At 62.5% G+C, this 16,844-nt stretch carries 15 protein-coding genes; 13 read left to right on the top strand and 2 right to left on the bottom strand.

Annotation, left to right across the window (positions count from 1 at the left end; genetic code table 11):
- The first annotated feature begins 218 nt into the window (after window positions 1-218).
- From tssH to ATC00_RS11575, 11 genes are all read left to right on the top strand, one after another.
- Window positions 219-3,005, top strand: a complete 2,787-nt coding sequence (gene tssH / locus ATC00_RS11625; protein ID WP_064252856.1) for a type VI secretion system ATPase TssH — start codon at window positions 219-221, stop codon at window positions 3,003-3,005.
- 39 nt (window positions 3,006-3,044) lie between these two features.
- The gene (locus ATC00_RS11620) at window positions 3,045-3,521 is read left to right on the top strand and encodes an Hcp family type VI secretion system effector (RefSeq protein WP_018238724.1); all 477 of its coding nucleotides are present in this window, start codon (window positions 3,045-3,047) and stop codon (window positions 3,519-3,521) included.
- A 92-nt stretch (window positions 3,522-3,613) separates the two neighbouring features.
- Window positions 3,614-4,075 (top strand): Rap1a/Tai family immunity protein, encoded by a 462-nt coding sequence (locus ATC00_RS11615; protein ID WP_064252855.1) that lies wholly within the window; start codon window positions 3,614-3,616, stop codon window positions 4,073-4,075.
- A complete protein-coding gene (locus ATC00_RS11610; RefSeq protein WP_234782281.1) occupies window positions 4,059-5,135 on the top strand; it encodes a hypothetical protein in 1,077 nt (358 codons plus the stop codon). The genes ATC00_RS11615 and ATC00_RS11610 overlap by 17 nt, the downstream gene beginning before the upstream one ends.
- A 57-nt stretch (window positions 5,136-5,192) precedes the next feature.
- Entirely contained in the window at window positions 5,193-6,056 is an 864-nt protein-coding gene (locus tag ATC00_RS11605) for a hypothetical protein (RefSeq protein WP_234782280.1), read from the top strand.
- Window positions 6,057-6,089: 33 nt separating this feature from the next.
- Window positions 6,090-8,357, top strand: coding sequence for a type VI secretion system tip protein TssI/VgrG (tssI, locus tag ATC00_RS11600; RefSeq protein WP_037382449.1), 2,268 nt, complete (start codon window positions 6,090-6,092; stop codon window positions 8,355-8,357).
- A gap of 12 nt (window positions 8,358-8,369) precedes the next feature.
- Entirely contained in the window at window positions 8,370-9,488 is a 1,119-nt protein-coding gene (locus tag ATC00_RS11595; protein WP_064252853.1) for a DUF2169 family type VI secretion system accessory protein, read from the top strand.
- Window positions 9,485-10,837 carry a DUF4150 domain-containing protein gene (locus ATC00_RS11590; protein ID WP_064252852.1) on the top strand — a complete coding sequence of 451 codons (1,353 nt, stop codon included), beginning with the start codon at window positions 9,485-9,487 and terminating at the stop codon, window positions 10,835-10,837. Before ATC00_RS11595 ends, ATC00_RS11590 begins: the two co-directional genes overlap by 4 nt.
- A gap of 8 nt (window positions 10,838-10,845) precedes the next feature.
- Window positions 10,846-11,874, top strand: coding sequence for a WD40/YVTN/BNR-like repeat-containing protein (locus ATC00_RS11585; protein WP_064252851.1), 1,029 nt, complete (start codon window positions 10,846-10,848; stop codon window positions 11,872-11,874).
- Window positions 11,871-12,077: a hypothetical protein gene (locus ATC00_RS11580; RefSeq protein WP_064252850.1), complete on the top strand. Its 207-nt coding sequence runs from the start codon at window positions 11,871-11,873 to the stop codon at window positions 12,075-12,077. Before ATC00_RS11585 ends, ATC00_RS11580 begins: the two co-directional genes overlap by 4 nt.
- A gap of 53 nt (window positions 12,078-12,130) precedes the next feature.
- Complete coding sequence (locus tag ATC00_RS11575) at window positions 12,131-12,730, top strand: SMI1/KNR4 family protein (protein WP_083572147.1); 600 nt, start codon at window positions 12,131-12,133, stop codon at window positions 12,728-12,730.
- Window positions 12,731-13,085: 355 nt separating this feature from the next.
- Here the strand turns inward: ATC00_RS11575 and ATC00_RS11570 are convergent, their stop codons facing one another.
- Complete coding sequence (locus tag ATC00_RS11570; protein WP_064253059.1) at window positions 13,086-14,144, bottom strand: adenylate/guanylate cyclase domain-containing protein; 1,059 nt, start codon at window positions 14,142-14,144, stop codon at window positions 13,086-13,088.
- Between the two features lie 229 nt (window positions 14,145-14,373).
- On the opposite strand from ATC00_RS11570, the gene ATC00_RS11565 reads away from it, so the two are divergent.
- Window positions 14,374-14,820, top strand: coding sequence for an SRPBCC family protein (locus ATC00_RS11565; protein WP_037382296.1), 447 nt, complete (start codon window positions 14,374-14,376; stop codon window positions 14,818-14,820).
- 33 nt (window positions 14,821-14,853) lie between these two features.
- Here ATC00_RS11565 and ATC00_RS11560 read toward each other — a convergent pair whose 3' ends face one another.
- Complete coding sequence (locus ATC00_RS11560) at window positions 14,854-15,945, bottom strand: extracellular catalytic domain type 1 short-chain-length polyhydroxyalkanoate depolymerase (RefSeq protein ID WP_064252848.1); 1,092 nt, start codon at window positions 15,943-15,945, stop codon at window positions 14,854-14,856.
- A 454-nt stretch (window positions 15,946-16,399) separates the two neighbouring features.
- On the opposite strand from ATC00_RS11560, the gene ATC00_RS11555 reads away from it, so the two are divergent.
- Window positions 16,400-16,594, top strand: coding sequence for a hypothetical protein (locus ATC00_RS11555; protein WP_064252847.1), 195 nt, complete (start codon window positions 16,400-16,402; stop codon window positions 16,592-16,594).
- Window positions 16,595-16,844 lie beyond the last annotated feature (250 nt).

Raw genomic sequence — 16,844 nt, 5'->3', positions numbered from 1 at the left:
TCGAATTTGAATGAGGAAATATAGAATTGCACATTGATGACGGCAATATGTCTTGTCAACCGTGTCCAGTATATGACGAATTTATGAAAGGCCCGCAGATTTTAGGGGTTTTGCTGTTTTTTTTACATGCCATCTGGACAACTCCAGGCAATCGCCGTAGTTGTCCTGACCGCATCTCATGGTTGCTCTGATACTTGACGGGAACGCAGGACGTCTGGATGTCGCACATCGATCTCAACCGTCTGATCAGGACGCTCGAGCCGAGCTTGCGCATTGGCCTCGAGGCAGCTGCCTCCCTGGCGGCGCGCCGGCAGAACGCAACCGTTGATATATCCCACTGGCTGCGGTCTTTGCTGGACCTTGGGGACGCTGTCGCCGTCTGCGGGAAAGTGGGGCTGTCCGCCGGGGCATTGCGCCAGGAGCTGGACGCAGCGATCGACGACATCCGTCGCGATGTCTCGGCGGCGTTGTCGCTCTCGCCGAACCTGCTGACGCTTGCCCGCGAAGCCTGGCTCGTCGCTTCGTTGCAATACGGCCGCCCTCGCGTCGGCATCGGCGATCTTCTCGCGGCGCTTAACGGCGAGCAGTCGCTGCGAATCGTTGTACGCGCCATTGTGCCGTCGCTGCGGGACCTCGACATCAAAGCCCTCGATGCGCTGCTGACCGCTGAAGAGGTGGTGCCGGACGACATCCCGGCCGGTTCGCCGGTTGCCCAGGCGGGCGGCTCGGCTGGAGAGAACGAATTCCTGCGCCTCTACACGCACGACATGACGGCGGATGCGGCGAACGGCCGGATCGATCCGGTGATCGGCCGGGACGGTGAGCTGCGGCAGGTGGTCGACATCCTGATGCGGCGGCGCCAGAACAATCCGATCCTCGTTGGCGAAGCCGGCGTCGGAAAGACGGCAATCGCCGAGGCGCTGGCGCTGGAGATTGCCGCCGGCAACGTGCCGGAGAAGCTGCGCGACGTCCACCTGCTCGTGCTCGATCTTACTTTGCTGCAGGCCGGGGCCGGAGTGAAGGGGGAGTTCGAACGGCGCCTGCACGGTGTCGTCGACGCGGTGAAAAGATCGCCGCAGCCGATCATCCTGTTCATCGACGAGGCGCATGGGCTGATCGGGGCGGGCGGAGCGGCCGGCCAGGGTGATGCCGCCAATATCCTGAAGCCCGCTTTGGCGCGCGGCGAACTGCGCACCATCGCCGCGACGACATGGAGCGAATACAAACGCTACGTCGAAAAGGACACGGCACTCACCCGGCGGTTCCAGACCGTCCAGGTGCATGAACCGGACGAGGAAACCGCCATCCGGATGCTGCGCGGCGTGGCCGGCACCTTCGCCGCCCATCACAAGGTTCGCATCCGCGACGAAGCGCTTGCCGCGGCGGTCCGCCTGTCGGCGCGCTTTCTTCCATCCAGGCAGCTGCCGGACAAGGCAATCAGCCTGATCGACACGGCCGCCGCCGCCGTTTCGCTTGCCCGCCAGACGACGCCCGAAGCGTTGAAGGCGCTGAAGAACGAGCAGGGGCTGATCGGCGATGAAGCAGCCTGGCTCGAAAAGGAACCGCAGACCCCGGATATCGCCGCGCGGCTCCATCGCATCGCTGAAGAGCGGCGTCGCATCGGCGAGGAGATCGCCGCGCAGGAGGCGCGATACTCCGAGGAATTGCGGCTGCTCGGCGAGGTCGACCGGCTCGAGGCCGCCTTTGCCGGCGAGCCAGTGCCGGCCGGGAAGACGGTGAACGAGGAGCCGGGCGGCTCCCCGCGCTCCAATGTCGCGCAACTGCCTGTGGAGCAATCGCCCGAGAGCGCCCGCAAGGCCTTTGCCCAGGCGGAGGCGAGGCTCGCGGCGCTGACCGGCGAGAAGCCGCTCGTGCCGCGGATTGTCGACCGTGACGTGGTGGCGAGCGTCGTCTCCCGCTGGACCGGCATCCCGGTCGGCAAGCTGCTGTCGGATCAGGTCGAGACGGTCAAGACGCTCGAGGACCGGCTCAAGGAACGGGTGATCGGCCAGGACGTCGCCGTCGGGCGCATCGCTTCGACCATGCGGGCGGCGCGGGCAGGGCTATCCGACCCGCGCAAGCCGCCGGCCGTGTTCCTGCTGGTCGGTATGTCGGGCACCGGCAAGACCGAGACGGCGCTGTCGCTCGCCGACGTCCTCTATGGCGGCGGCCAGCACCTGACGACGCTCAACATGTCGGAGTTCAAGGAGGAGCATAAGGTTTCCATGCTGCTCGGCTCGCCGCCCGGCTATGTCGGCTACGGCGAGGGCGGGGTCCTGACCGAGGCGGTCCGGCGGCGGCCTTATGGCGTGCTGCTGCTCGACGAGATCGACAAGGCGCATCCGGGCGTCCAGGAGATCTTCTACCAGGTGTTCGACAAGGGAACGCTGCGCGACGGCGAGGGCCGCGACATCGACTTCAAGAACACGACGATCTTCATGACCGCCAATACCGGTTCGGAACTGCTGACGGCGCTCTCGGCCGATCCCGACACGATGCCGGAGGGCGAGGCGCTCGAAACCCTACTGCTGCCGGAACTTAGGAAGCAGTTCAAGCCGGCCTTCCTCGGCCGCACGACCATTCTTCCCTTCATGCCGCTTGGCGGCGAGGCGCTCTCGGGCATCGTCGATATCCAGATCGGCCGCATTCGCGACCGGCTGGCGGTAGCCTATGGCACGACGGCGTCGCTGACCTTAGAAGCGCGTGACGCGCTCGTCTCGCGCGCCAGGTCCTCCGACATGGGGGCGCGTGCCATCGAGGTGATGATCGCCCGCGACCTGCTTCCGGTCCTTTCGACCTTCTTCCTCGATCTGATCGCCGACAAGCGCAAGGTGGCGCATGTCGAGATCGGCTTCGATGGCGCGCATTTTACCGTCTCCGCCCCCGATGCGGGCCAGGCGGAACGACCAGAATTCGCCCCGTCCGGGAGAGGACGGGCGAATGAAGCAGCCTCGGACGTTGATCGCCCGGCAGCGGCGAAAACCCGAAAGGCAATCGCGCCCTGAAGCGACAGGGCAAACGCAATCCCAACAGGAGAGTCAAGCATGCCGATTTACCTGCAGATCGACGGTATTCAGGGTGATGCCACCCACGAGCAGCACCGCAAGTGGATGGACATCGAAGCGATCCACTGGAACGTTTCGCGCAACATGAACACCTCCGCCGGCTCTGCCGCCAACCGCGAGGCTTCGGAGCCGACGGTTTCGGAAGTGATCCTGACGAAGGTCAGCGATTCCTCCTCAACGAAGCTGTTCCAGGAGGCTTGCTCGGGCCGCACCGGCAAGCGCGCCGTCATTCACCTGGTGACGACGGGCAATCCGGGCGACACCTATATCGAATACTCGCTGACCAACACGTTGATCGCCAGCTACTCGATCGATTCCAACGGCGACCGCCCGGTCGAGACGATCAAGCTCAACTTCACCAAGCTCGAAGTGAAGTACACGCCGTATGACGACAACCACTCGCCGCAGTCGCCGATGATCGCTTCCTACGATCTGGCGACCACCAAGGCGGCCTGATCGCTTCATCGGCCGTCGGCGCGACATTCGCGCCGACGGCTTCCCGTATCGTACCGATCGAGGCGTTCATGTCTTCAATTCACGACCCCGCAATGCGTCGTCTTGCAGGCAATCTGCTGGCGGTCGGCTGTGTTATCGCCGCCGCGCTGCTCTACACGCCGGCATTGGCCGACGAACCGGCGCGCACGTGGATTTTCAGCGGGTCGGAACTGGTCGAGGCCCTGGAGGGCAAGCTCGTGCCCGAGGCGTCGAACGAGGAGACCCGCCGGATGTTGTCGAGTGCCGGCGGCAACGCCTACATCGCCGGCATTGCCGATGCCACTAGCGGGACGCGATGGTGCGGAGCAGGCACGGTCGTTCCTCACGAACTGGCCGACCGGGTCCACACCCATCTCGGCGATCTCCCGACCGAACGGCTCAACGAGAACGCCGCGACGCTGGTCGGCGAGGCGCTGGCACAGTCGTTTCCGTGCGGTTCGCAAGCCGTCGTCACGGGATCGCGGAACACTATGCACAGTCTGGACAATGGAGATGATCGTGTCGTCCGCAACTGATCGTTTGACTGACATTCTCGTGGAACTGCCGAAATACAAGTCCCAATGGCAGTCGAACGTCGCCAATCCTTACGTGCGCGCCTATGACCTCGCCGTGGAAAATTTCCAGCGGACGCTGAAGGCCCAGGAAGCGCGCGACAAGATGACGGCGGAGCTTTTCGTATTTGCTGCTTCCGTGTTGAGCGGCAGCGTCCTGATGGCTGCCTTCGCGACCGCCTCGTTGCGGGTGCTGGCAGGTCGCGCGGCGCTTCGCGTGGTCTGCAACAACAATCTCAATCGCACCTTTGACCTGATGCATGCGGCCGCCAGCAACAAGGTGGTGATGTTTGCGCTCGGCGGAATTTTGGATGAGGCCAAGAAGTTTGCGGGCAAGCAGATCACCAGTGCCGCGGAAAAGCTGACCAGCAGCGCGCCCATCGCGTCTTCGCCGACGGCCATCAATTTCCTGACGCGGATCGAGGATTTCATAAACGTCAATCACATCTGTGTTCATGAATTCATCGCGGGCGTGCGGGACGACAGGGCGATTTCCGAAACGGACAAGCTGAAGGTCGCCGATCTCGTCGGCAAGACGCCCTTCTGCAACCCGCCCGCTGGCAGACGGGTGGACGAAAACAGGCTGTCCCAGAAAATGGAACTGCTTTTCTACATGAGCGCCGTCATGGATTCGGATCGGCTCGTGACATTCGTGCCGCCGACCGGCGGCAGTGTTCCGGGCACCACCCGGGAACTCGTGCTCGCCCGGAAGCCTATTCCGCAAATGCCCTCGGCGGCGGACTATCCGCGAGAAACCGCACCGCGGCTGACCGGCAAGCTGCTGCAGCCATTCGAACCGGGCACGCGCATCGAATATTCCAATATCGGCTCTGCCGTCAGGGAGCGCATCGACACGCTCAGCCGTCAGTACGGCGGCTCGCCGTTCTACCCGCAGCAGAACTTCGCCGAGAAAATCCTGATCGATCCGACCGGCCGCGCCCAAATGATCAGGGCCGAGCAGATCATCAACCGGCTTTCTGCCGATGCGCGCCCCAAGCAGCTCGTCGACGTCCGGATGATCTAGGGCAGGGGGATGGTGTTGACTCCTCGTCTTCCAAAGCCTCCCGGATTGAACGGCCGCATGCGCCGGCTGGTCTTGCCTGTGCTGGCCTGTATCGTGGCCGGATGTGCCCCTGTGATCGCCGGCACATCCAACCCGATCGATCAATCGCTTGTTCAGATTGAACAGGTAAATCTCCGCCTTTCCGGTGCGCCGTCGGCGGTCAAGACTGTCTCGAAGGCGCTTGCCGAAAACGGGAATGCGGAGGTTCCGGCGGCGGAGGCTTTGCTCGAGACTGCGGTCCACTCTTCATTCGACTCGGAAAGCATGGGCGCCGCGATCTTGAAGAATATCGGCGAGGTGGATGGCGGGTCCATCGATCCCGAGGCGTTCGCCAGGGCGGCCGCGGCCTTCGAAGCGGGCCGTGGAAAGATCGCACGGATTTACGAAGCGCAGGACCAGACTGCGGCAAAGGAAATCGAAGCGCGTCTTGCCGACCCGGAGACCGGCGCGCGTATCCGCCAACTGACCGATCTGATGGCGGCCCCGGAGCTTGCTGTCGAGACCGCCTTCACGTCGCAACTAATATATGCCGCGATGGAGGCGTTCTCCGACCCGAGTGCGGCGGAATTGGCGTCCTCTTCCGAAACGCCGCATGTCATTGCATCGCTGCGTTCCAGAAACGAGAACGAAAAGCCGGTTCCCAAGGATGTGGCGCGCCTGGAAGAACAAGGGCGGCTAAGCTTTATCCTGGCGACTTTATCTTCCGAAGATCTGTCGGTCCTGTTGGATTTCTATCGAAGTTCCGGTGGAAAAGCCAAGCGCAAGGCGCTTGTCGACAGTTACGTGCAAGTGTCCGACCAGGCGAATACCAGAATGCTGCACGCGTATTTCTCTGGGCTGGCGGGCTATCTCCAAACGCATCCTCGGCCACAACAACAGTGACCGAGCGCTTCCATCATGACGGGACTTGACGATATGGACGATCTTCAATCCTTTGCCGCTGATTTCATCCAGGCAAGCCGCATCCTGAAGGTCTCCTCGCCGCTCGGCGAGGACCAGCTGCTGCCGGAGCGGGTCGAGATCGAAGAGGCGGTGTCGAAACTCTTCGAGATCCGCCTGTCGGTGCGTGCCAAGCGCGAGACGGTGAAGCCCGAGGAATTGATCGGCCGGCTGGTCGACCTGTCGATCGAGGTTCAGCAGGGCGAGGAAGACGACGGCGGTGTCCGCCGTCCGTTCAACGGCCTGGTCACCGAGCTCAACGAAGGCCCGCCCGTCAGCCGCGGCTTGCGTGCCTATTCGCTGGTGCTGCGTCCGCAGATGTGGCTCTTGTCGCGCCGCTCCGACTGCCGCATCTGGATGGACAAGACTGCGGTCGACATCGTCGAGACGCTGTTTTCCGAGCATGGCATTCCCGCCCCGGACGTCTCCGGCATCGTCTCGCGGCCGCCGCCGCAGCATTATTCGGTGCAGTGGAACGAAACCGATCTCGACTTCCTGCTGCGCCGCTTCGAGGAGGACGGGCTGTTCTTCTGGTTCATTCACGAGAAGGGCAGCCACCGGCTCTGTGTCGCCGACAGCGCCATTTCTTGGGCCAAGCCGTCCGCCTCGGCGCAAGGAGAAAGCCGGGTGCGGCTGGCGCAGGGCTCGTCGGACCGCAACCACATCAACGACTGGTCGCGGCGTTTTTCCTACGTGCCCGGCCAGCGCGCCGGCGCCGACTGGAACTTCGAGACGCCGCGCATGGTGCCGGGCAACGCGACACCGTCGCTGGTGCAGATGCCCGACGCGATGAAGCGCGAGCTCTACGAATACCCCTCGCGGATATCGACCGTCGCCGAGGCCGAGCGGGCCCAGAAGCTGCGCGCGCAGGCAAGCGAGGCCGACCACGACCGTGTCTCCGGCCGCTCCACCTCGCGCGTCATCGAGGTCGGCCGCCGCTTCACCCCTTACGAGGTCGCCCATCCCGAGCATGCCTACGAGGAGCATGTGGTCGTCTCGATGCGCCAGACGGTGGTCGACCGCTCCTACGAGACCAACTCCAACGATCCGGAATATACGAACACATTCGAGGCGGTGCCGGCGCGCGTGCCGATGACGCCGCACCGGCAGACGAAGCGGCCGCGCATCGAAGGCACCCAGGTGGCGCTCGTCGCCGGCCCGCCGGGCGAGGAGATCCACCCGGACAAATACGGCCGCATCAAGCTGTGGTTCCCCTGGGACCGTAAGGCGAAGAAGGACGGCTCCGATACGTGCTGGGTGCGGGTGGCGCAAAGCTGGGGCGGCGGCACCTGGGGGGCGCAGGTGATCCCGCGCATCGGCATGGAGGTGATGGTCGCCTTCGTCGACGGCGACCCGGATCGGCCGCTGGTGACCGGCGTCGTGCCGAACCCGGCCAATCCGGTGCCCTATGATTTGCCGGCCAACAAGACCCGGATGGTGCTGCGCTCGAACAGCCACAAGGGCAGCGGCTTCAACGAGATCACCTTCGAGGACGAAGCGGGGAAGGAGAACCAGTTCTTCCACGCCCAGAAGGACCAGACGACGCGGGTCTTGAACGACCGCACCAAGCGCATCGACCGGCACGAGGTCGCCTCGATCGGCGCCAACCGCGCCGTCGAGGTCGGCGGCAACCAGAAACACGAGATCGGCGGCTCGATGAACACGGTGGTGGGCGGTACCGGCCCGATGGCGATGGCGCTGATGGGCGCCGTTCAGGGGCTCTCCGGCCACACCGCCGGGCTGCTCGCCCAGGCCGGCCAAATCGCCGGTGGCGGCGGTCCGGCGCTTGCCGCCTTCGCCGGCACGCTCGCCTCCTCGGCGCTCGGCTTCCTAAACGCCGGCGGCCTCGGCAGCCGCGAGGGCGTGGTCGCCGGTTCAAGCCCCCGCGCCGATGCCGGCACCGCGCTCGCCGGCTCCGGCACCGGCGTCGGCGATGCGGCCTCGGGATTGTTTCCGCTGCCGGGGATCATGAACACGATCGTCGGATCGTTCAAATCGGACACGATCGGCGTGGCGCGGGCGGAGCAGATCGGCGTCAGCAAGGTGACGAATGTCGGCCAGACGTCGCTGGAGAGTGTGGGGAAATTCAAGAAGATCGCCGTGGGCGAAGAGTTCGTCATCGAGTGCGGCGATTCGAAATTCATCATGAAAGCGAATGGCGAGGTGATCATCCTCGGCAAGACCTTCAACTTCGTCGCCACCGAGCATTTCCAGATGCGCGGCAAGCCGATTGACCTGAACTAGGCGAGGGGACTCTTGCGGCTCGACAATCAGACTCCAGCGCAGGCGATCGCGTTTCGTCAGTTTGCCCGTGATGGCGGCTTAGATTGCGTCGTCGCTGTGCGGGCGAGCTTCGAGCATCGGCAGGATGGCGTGCTCAAACCTGCACCCAATCCCGCGCCTTTTCAATACGAGGATGTCTACGAAGGCGACCCTCACGCGTCGGTGCTTTTGCGGCAGAGCGATCTCGTGCCGGAGAAGCCTGGCACGGATGTAACGTTCCTCGGCTCGAGCTTTGCTCCAAACGGCGCCCCGGCGCGGGAATGGCCAGCGGAAATTCGTGTCGGCGACCGGCTGCGCAAGCGCCTCCTAGTGACCGGCCCACGACAATGGCTCCCGCAAACGAAACTGACCTGGTCGGGGCTGTTCGCGCGAGATCCGAAGCGGCTGTTGACAGGCTGGACTCTCAGCGAACCGGAACCCGTGGGCCAGGTGGAACTGACATGGGCGAAGGCTTTCGGCGGGCCAGTCATGGGCACGGAGGCGGAAGATTCGCCGGCAGATGTGCATCGGGAAAATCCGCTTGGCCCGGGACTGCTCGACTTCTCGTACGGTGACCCCGAAGCAGCGCTTGCCGCTCATCAGATCGATAACCCCGACAATCCGGTTCGCGACTGGGAACAGCATGACCGTTCACCACAAGGGTTTGGCCCCATCTCACCCTGGTGGCGCCAGCGTCAGCAGTTTGCCGGCACTTATGATGACACGTGGCTGGAAGAGCGCCACCCGCTGCTGCCGGAGGATTTTGATCCGCGCTTCTGGCAGTGCGCCCATCCTGATCTGATCGCCACACCGCATTTGCAGGGCGATGAGGAGTACGAACTAGTTAACCTGCATCGTGAGCACAAGGCGGCGCGCGGCAGGCTGCCGGGCATCAGGTTGGGCGCTCACTGTGAAGGTGCCGATGAAGGAAGCGCCGGCTGGCACATGCTGACACTCGACGGCGTGCATTTCGATTTTCGCGATGGGCGGGACTTGGCGATGCTTACCTGGCGAACGAGGTTTCCGCTCAACCAGGCAGAGCGAGCAGTCCTCACATTGAAGCGCATCCGACTTGCCAACGATAGCAGTGTTGCGCGGGAGGCCGCCGAATGAGCCTTCCGCCTTCCGCCGACAACTATGTTGGCGAGCCAGAATACCCGGGCCCATGGACGACAAAGCGGCCGCTTGAAGGCCTTCGAGACACCGACGCTGCGAAAATCATCTGCCTTGCACCTGATGTTTGCCTGACCCCGATCGGCAAGGACGCGGTCCCGATCCCCTATCAAATCGTCGACTATTGCGGCCACGACCAAAACTATACGCCCTCGGTTCGCTTCACTGGCCAAAAGGCGATGGTGCTGCGCTCCAATACGACGCACGTCCATGGCGACGCGCCCGGGACGAAAAAAGGCATCAAGTCGGGTGCAGTTGAGAACATCTGTGAGCCTATCGGTCATGCGGCTGAAGTCCGCGCGGAGGGCTCCAACGTCATCCGTCATCTCGATCGCTTTTGGATGAACAACAAGAATACGCAGGGCGAGGCAATTTATGTGCGGAATAGCCAAGTTTACGCGGCGGCCCTGGACGACGATCCGGTATATGGAAGCTTAACGTCGGAATTCGAGCCCGTCCAGCTGGCATTCGACAGTACAAGTCCGGAAGCCCAGCAACTGCTTCGGGACATCATGAAGCGTGAAGCGACAAAAGCGGCTCGCCGGGGCATATTTGCTCATGGCGTGCGCGCAGTTGCGGCAAATCCCGTTGCTGCCGGGGTAGCCGGAGCTGCAGCCGCTGTCGCGCTTCTGCCACCGGCAGTCGGCTATGTCGGCATCTCGCGTGCGCAAGCCGCAGCCGAGGACGCGCTTCGGGCGCAGGTCGGCCTGCAGCCAAGATTGCGCACGCCAATTCTCCGGCTTCCCATGGATATTCCGCTCTCAGTAACGCAAAACGTGCGAGTGACGGAACGTGAGGGTGGCTGCCCCATTGGGCCATATGACATCATGCAGCCGATTTGCGCCGCGTCAGGGCGGCAGGCTCATCACGTTGTGCCGGATCGAACCTTCCGCAGCGGGGGGCCAACAAGCTCGCGGCTGTATAGTAACGCGCCCAGCAAAGCCTCTGGTGCGGCTGTCTGCGTAGATAGCAATAGGATGGGACGGGATTCCGAGCATTCAAGGATCCACTTCGATTATTACGATCCACAAGCAGCCCTGGAAGCCGCAAACGGTAATCCTAGTGGATTTATTCGGTTGTCGCGCGCCGAGGACTTAGGTTCCGAGGCTTTGGAGAAAGGCACGAACGGACGCTGTAACAAGGAATACATTCGCAGCTATCTTCGAAATTACCACCAGCAAGTGTTTGATATGGAGCCGGACACGCTTGTTAGGGGTCAAAAAAGCCCATTGATGCCGGATCAAGTCGAGAATATTGGCAACCAGAATCGCACAAGTTTGCCAGAGTGAGGAATAGTATGGCTGAGACAGAACGCGAATTTGACAATGGAAACACCGAGCTGACGATGGTTGCCGGGGTGGCAATTGAGAAGGATTATGTGTACATCGCTCAGTACCTCGATAAATACAGGGAGTATTTCGATGAAGTATATTATTCCCGGCTTTCAGGAGTAAATCTTTCCGGAAGATACAAGCAACCGTGGATGGCGCATGATCAGCCATGGCAGGTCGTCTCTCTCTGCGTTTGGCGTTCATATCCCCAAGCAAGGCGCATTTATGTCGCGTTGTCATCCGAGGGGGAGATCGAACTCATGGGCCCTGGCGGTAATCCTCACATCGAGGAGCACATCGAAGGCGCGGGATTGAACAAGCCGTGGTCCAAACATCTCGGTTACGTCAATGAAATTCGAGCCATTGGAAGTGCCCTGTATGTGTGTGGCGGAGCCAACCAGGTATATCGCCGCACTGCCAACGGACGTTGGCAGTTGATCTCAGGTGATATTTTGATAGACCCTTTGGAGCGTCAGAAACTTCAATCACCCATGAGCGGGATAAGGCATTTCCATAGTATCGCCGGCCTAGCAGAAGATGACATTTATGCGACTGGCCTCGAGGGTGAGGTCTATCATTATAACGGAACTAACTGGAAGAAGGTGCCGACGGGAACCAAAAACCATTTGCACAAGCTCTGCGTTTTGGATGCGGAAACGGTCTTCGTTGCTGGCGCCTATGGCACATTGTTGCGCGGGAACGAAAGAGTCGGGTTCCAATCGGTTTGGCCGCTCGAGGATGCCGCATCGTTTACGGGGATCGCAGCGTTTGGCGGCAAGTTGTTCCTGGCTTCAGAGCGCGGTCTATACACTTATGATCTCACGACAGGTTTAGCCGCACCCTACCAGACCGATTTAACCCCGGACTTCCTTGATCCGCACCAACTCGATGTCGCAGACGGCGTTCTATGGTCGTTCGGTTTCAAGGACCTGGCTTATTTTGACGGCTCGACTTGGACGAGGGTAGATCATCCGGACAACCCGCCCATCCGATGACGAAATGGGGGTCAAAGGATGGCTATCCCGATTTCGACGCGCATACGGTCGGCGGTAAATTTCAACTCGATCATCGGTCTCACAACAGCAGCGTTTCAAAAGACGCCGAGACGCTGTTTCGCGAGTATCCCGACGCGTTCCAGCTGGTCAGCCGCCGAATACGACGCTTCATCATTTCGAAGACGGTTCAGTCGGCTTTGTGAATAGCGACTTTCACGACAACGTATCGCATTCCGGCTTTCGATCGGTGCAGAAAATGGATCTCTTCTACGGAAAACTCGATATGGACCTAAAAGGCCTAAATTCAAAAGTTTATGACATGTGGAAGATCCGCGAAGAGCTCGGGCCTGACTACTTCCAGCCGAGTACTCAGGAAGACATAGCGGCAATCAAATCTGAGCTTGGCGCCGATATCCCGGATGACTATCAAGAATTCCTGATCGAATATTCAACTGTCGGCGGCGTACCAAAAATCGGGGCCTACTACTTCAAATGTGCTTACAAAAGCGGCCCCGTCATAACTTTCAATCATACCCTCGTCCCATGGGCAAAGCTAACGCTCACAGCGATACGAGCACTTCATTACCCCCACCGGCATCTCGAAGGTATTGGAGCTCGCATACCCCGAGAACTCCTTCCTCTGAGTCGCGATAATGAGTGCACAATACTCATTGACTTGCGACCTGCCACCGTTGGGCAGATTCTCTACATCCCCCAAATCAAACGGCAGACATTTGGCACGTCCGGATACGGGTGGGACAATATCGGTTATGTCGCCGATAGCTTCACGGCGTTTTTGGGAGCCCTCGACACGGAGAAAAATCTTGTCGCTAAGTACAGTTTACCCGTGGAGTAAGGCGATAATCGGTTCGACGAAGTTGCTAAGCGATGCACCCGAATGCGATAATGAATTTTTCGCAGATCGAACGTTGGGCCGACGATATCGTCGCCTCATCTTTTGAAAACTGGCCGGAGGCGCTTCGCGCCCATGCTCTGGCGGAGCCGTTGGAGTCCTCGTCAATCTCAGCCGCCGATGTCCTGGCTATATTATCCCAGAACGTCAGTTATCGTCGGTTTCTTAACAAGGCGCAGCCTCTGCCACTGCCGTCAGTGAAGATGTCATTCGGTCCTCTCAAAGATGGCGTCTTTCCAAAGTTTTTTGACCGGAGGGGTCGCGAAAGCCCACCCACCCTACTCTCACCGCCCCCCACTCACCCATCCGCCAGCGTGAACACCGCGCAGGGCGCAGCAATGCCGCGGAGCTTGTGTTCGCCGAGCGGCAGCAGCGGGCTTGAGGTTTCCGCGGCGACGGCGCCGGAGATCAGGACCGAGCGGCCGAGCGGGCGGCACAGGCCCTCGAGGCGGCTGACGAGGTTGACGGCGGGGCCGATGGCGGTGAAGTCGAGCCGGTCGACGGCGCCGATATTGCCCCAGAGGACGTCGCCGAGATGCAGGGCCGTGCCGAAGGGGAGCGGCGGCAGGCCCTGGGCCTGGCGTGCGGCGTCGAAATGCGCCATGCCGGCGCGGGCGGCGACGACGGCGCGCAGGGCCGCTTCGCAGGCCTCGGCCGCCGAACCGGTCACCGGGAAGATCGCCAGCAGGCCGTCGCCGATGAACTTCAAAACCTCGCCCCCGAAGGCGTGGATCGCCCCGGCGACGCGGTCGAACCAGGCGTCGAGCGACGCGATCATCTCGGCAGGCTCGGTCGCCTCGGAGAGCGCGGTGAAGTTGCGGAGATCGGCATAGAGCAGCGCGGCGCGGATGGTCTCGCCGGTCCCCCGGGTCAGTGCGCCGGCCCGGACCCGAGCGGCGCTGCGGCGGCCGAGATAGGCCTCGAGCAGCGCCGACAGCGCTGCCCGCTCGGCAAGCACGGCCAGGGGTGCTGCGGCAAAGCGGGCCGCCTGGCGCAGCCTCAAGACCTCGGCCGGGTTGAAGCCGCGCGTCCCGGCCCAGGCGAGCAGGGGTTTGTCAGCCGCCGCGCCGACCGTGTCCGCCAGCACCGGACCGAGCCCGGCCAGCCAATCGCGCTCGGCCTGGCTCGGCGGCCCGCCGGCGAAACCGAGAGACTCGATCACCGCCCCGGTCTCCGCGCGCCACAGCCACGTGCGGCGGGCGATGATCGGATGCGGCACCGCGAGCGTCAGGGCACCGCCGGCCAAGGGGAGACGATCGGCCAACAATCGGCTGCCGAGCTCGGCGAGAAACCGGTCCGGGCCGGGCGAGGCGCCGGCCTCGTCCAAGAGCCAGGCGAGGGGTGCGGGCAGATCCATGCCGAAAGCATAGCGCCAGGGGATGCGGCCTGTCATCCGCGTCTCCAAATTGTCGCCTGGAGCGAATTGGTAGTCAATTGCAGGTCCATCCCTTACGCTCATCGCGGGCGGCCAGCCCGCGCGGGGCGCGTTGATGGTGGCGCATCCGGCGCCGCGGAGCTATCATTGGCACGGTCCCGATCCCGCCTGCCGATCCATGGCTGCAGGTGGGCAACCATGGGGGAGACCGATGCAAGAGTCCCTCGTCGTCCGCCGTGAGACGCACATTGCCGCGCCGCCCGCCGCCGTCTTTGCGCTGCTGACCGATCCGGAGAAGATCCTGCGCTGGATGGGCACCGAGGCGGAGATCGAGCCGCAGCCCGAGGGACTTTATCTGGTCAACGTCACCGGGGCCCGCTTCGCCCGCGGATCATTCCGCGAAGTGGTGCCGGTCCACCGGCTCGCCTACAGCTTCGGCTGGGAGGGCAGCGAGGTCGTGCCGCCGGGATCGAGCCTCGTTGAGATCGACCTGATCGAACAGCCGGACGGAACGCTGCTGCGCCTGACCCATTCGGGCCTGCCCAGTGCCGAGCAATGTGCCGGCCATGCGGAAGGCTGGGCCCACTATCTCGACCGGCTGGCCGAGGCCGCGGCCGGACGCAATCCGGGCCCGGATCCCTGGCACGGCCGCACTTAGAGTTTTGCCGCTGCCGCATGCGCCGGATGCCGGCTATCGCTTCAAGCCGGTCGCGCGAAGCGCATAATCGATGGCTTTCCGGATCTTGTCGTCCCGTGGCGACGAGCGATCGGCGGGCATGACGCGCGCGGAGATTGGTTTTGCCGCCGCTTTACGCCGCCGGCCGCTCGCGGGTTTTCGCGTCAGCCCCCAGGATTGGGCGATGTGCACGGTGGAGGAGATGCCGACATCAAGCATGTAGGGACCGCTTTTTCCGTAGCCGCTCGCCACGTTGAGCGGCAATCCATGCCCCATATCGTGGATGCTGTAGAGCGCGATGCGGTCCCGTCCGTCGGCGTCCCTCCAGACCTTCCGCGTCTGGCCGTCGACGGTATCGGTGACGGCCGGAGCCGAAGCTACGTCGTGCACCCCGCGCCATTGTTCGACGATCGCCCGCGCGTTCGCTTCGGCAACGGTGCTGTCGCCCGTCCCGTACCAGACGGAAAGTGTCGGCCAGGGTCCGGTGTGGGGCGAGGCGGCGCGAAGGCCGGCGCGCAGCTCCCGGCTCTTCGGAATGCCGTGCCCGCGCATCCGCTCGAATGCCCCCGAGACCGTCGACGCGGTTCCATAGGGAAGGCCGGCAATAATCGCCCCGCCGGCAAAGACGTCCGGATAGGTTGCGAGCAGAACATTCGCCATTGCGCCCCCGGCGGAAAGCCCGGTGACGTATACCCTTTCGCTGGCAAGCTTGTGCCTCGAGACCATCGTTCCGATCATTTGGCGGATGGAGAGTGCCTCGCCCTTATCGCGGCCGATGTCGTCGGAGAGGAACCAGTTGAAACAGAGATTGCCGTTGTTGTCGCGCACTTGCTGCGGGTAGAGAAGCGCGAAGCCATGCTCGTCGGCCATTTTCGACCAGCCCGAGCCGGCGTCGTAGTCGGCCGGAATCTGCGTGCAGCCGTGCAGGACGACGACAAGCGCCGGCTTCTTCGCGAGGCTTTTCGGCAGATAGCACTTGGCCTTCAGTGCTCCGGGGTTAGAACCGAAATTCGTAAGCGCGAAAAGCCTGTTGCGGGGTTGAGCAGGCTCGGCTTTGCCTGACTTGAGCCGCGTGATCCTTGCAACCGTGTCGGGTACTGTTCTCATGAATGGATATCTCCTGCGTCAGCAGCCGGGGCGCCACCAAGCCATAACGTCGCCCAGCGGAATTAGTTGCTGCACTGCACAATGAAATATCCGTGATAGGTCCTTCAAGGTCTCCGGAGCGGCAAGGGCACCGATCGGCGGCGGCTCCTTTTCGGAGGAACGACGAGTTGGCTTGTGGCTCTGAGCCGCTGGTCAGTGCTCTCGAAGTAATCGGACGAACGACGATGTCAGTTCCTGACCAGACCTTGGTCGGATATTTCCCCCCGTCTTTCGGACCAGTCTCCAATGACAAAGGTCTAAGGAGGACGTTTCAGGGGAACGAAAGACCATGGAACCGCATAGCTGCCGTTGAGGGACCGACTCGGCTGGCACGACGGTAAGGCTAGCGGCGGCGCCGAGCCGGTCTGATGCGGGGGGATTTTACCTCGCGTCCCACACGGAATGGAGATGCGCGATGCGATACAGAATATCGGCCTATCCGGAACGAGAAGCCCGCAGCGGAATACCCGTCGCATTGATGCTTGCGATGATCGCTGTGTTGAGCGCCTATCTGTTCGTCGGGGATTTGCTCACGGAGCCCCGCCAGCAAACCCGTGTCTATCCACCTGATGCCGTCACAATGGTCGAAAGCGCGGACAAGGCGCCGTAACGAGCGGGGCCCTGTCTTGACCTGGACTTCCGCCGCACGGCGCATTGGCCCTTGGTCTGATCGGCACGCGCATAGGTCTGAGTGCTGAGGAGAAAAGGAACTTATAGGCGAAAGTGCTGTTCTTGACGCAAATCTTCGCGCAGCGCCGTCCCTTCCTGCGCGGGGGTCGAGCTCGCCGGTTCCATCCGGCGGGCTCTCTTTGTCGCTGCGCCCCGATGGCCAAGCCGATCTCTTTCAGACCTTGGTCCGA

The sequence above is a fragment of the Sinorhizobium americanum genome (assembly GCF_001651855.1).
GTDB lineage: Bacteria > Pseudomonadota > Alphaproteobacteria > Rhizobiales > Rhizobiaceae > Sinorhizobium > Sinorhizobium americanum.
Note: the sequence above shows the minus strand (reverse complement) of the source record. Positions and strands in the feature narration are given on the sequence as shown.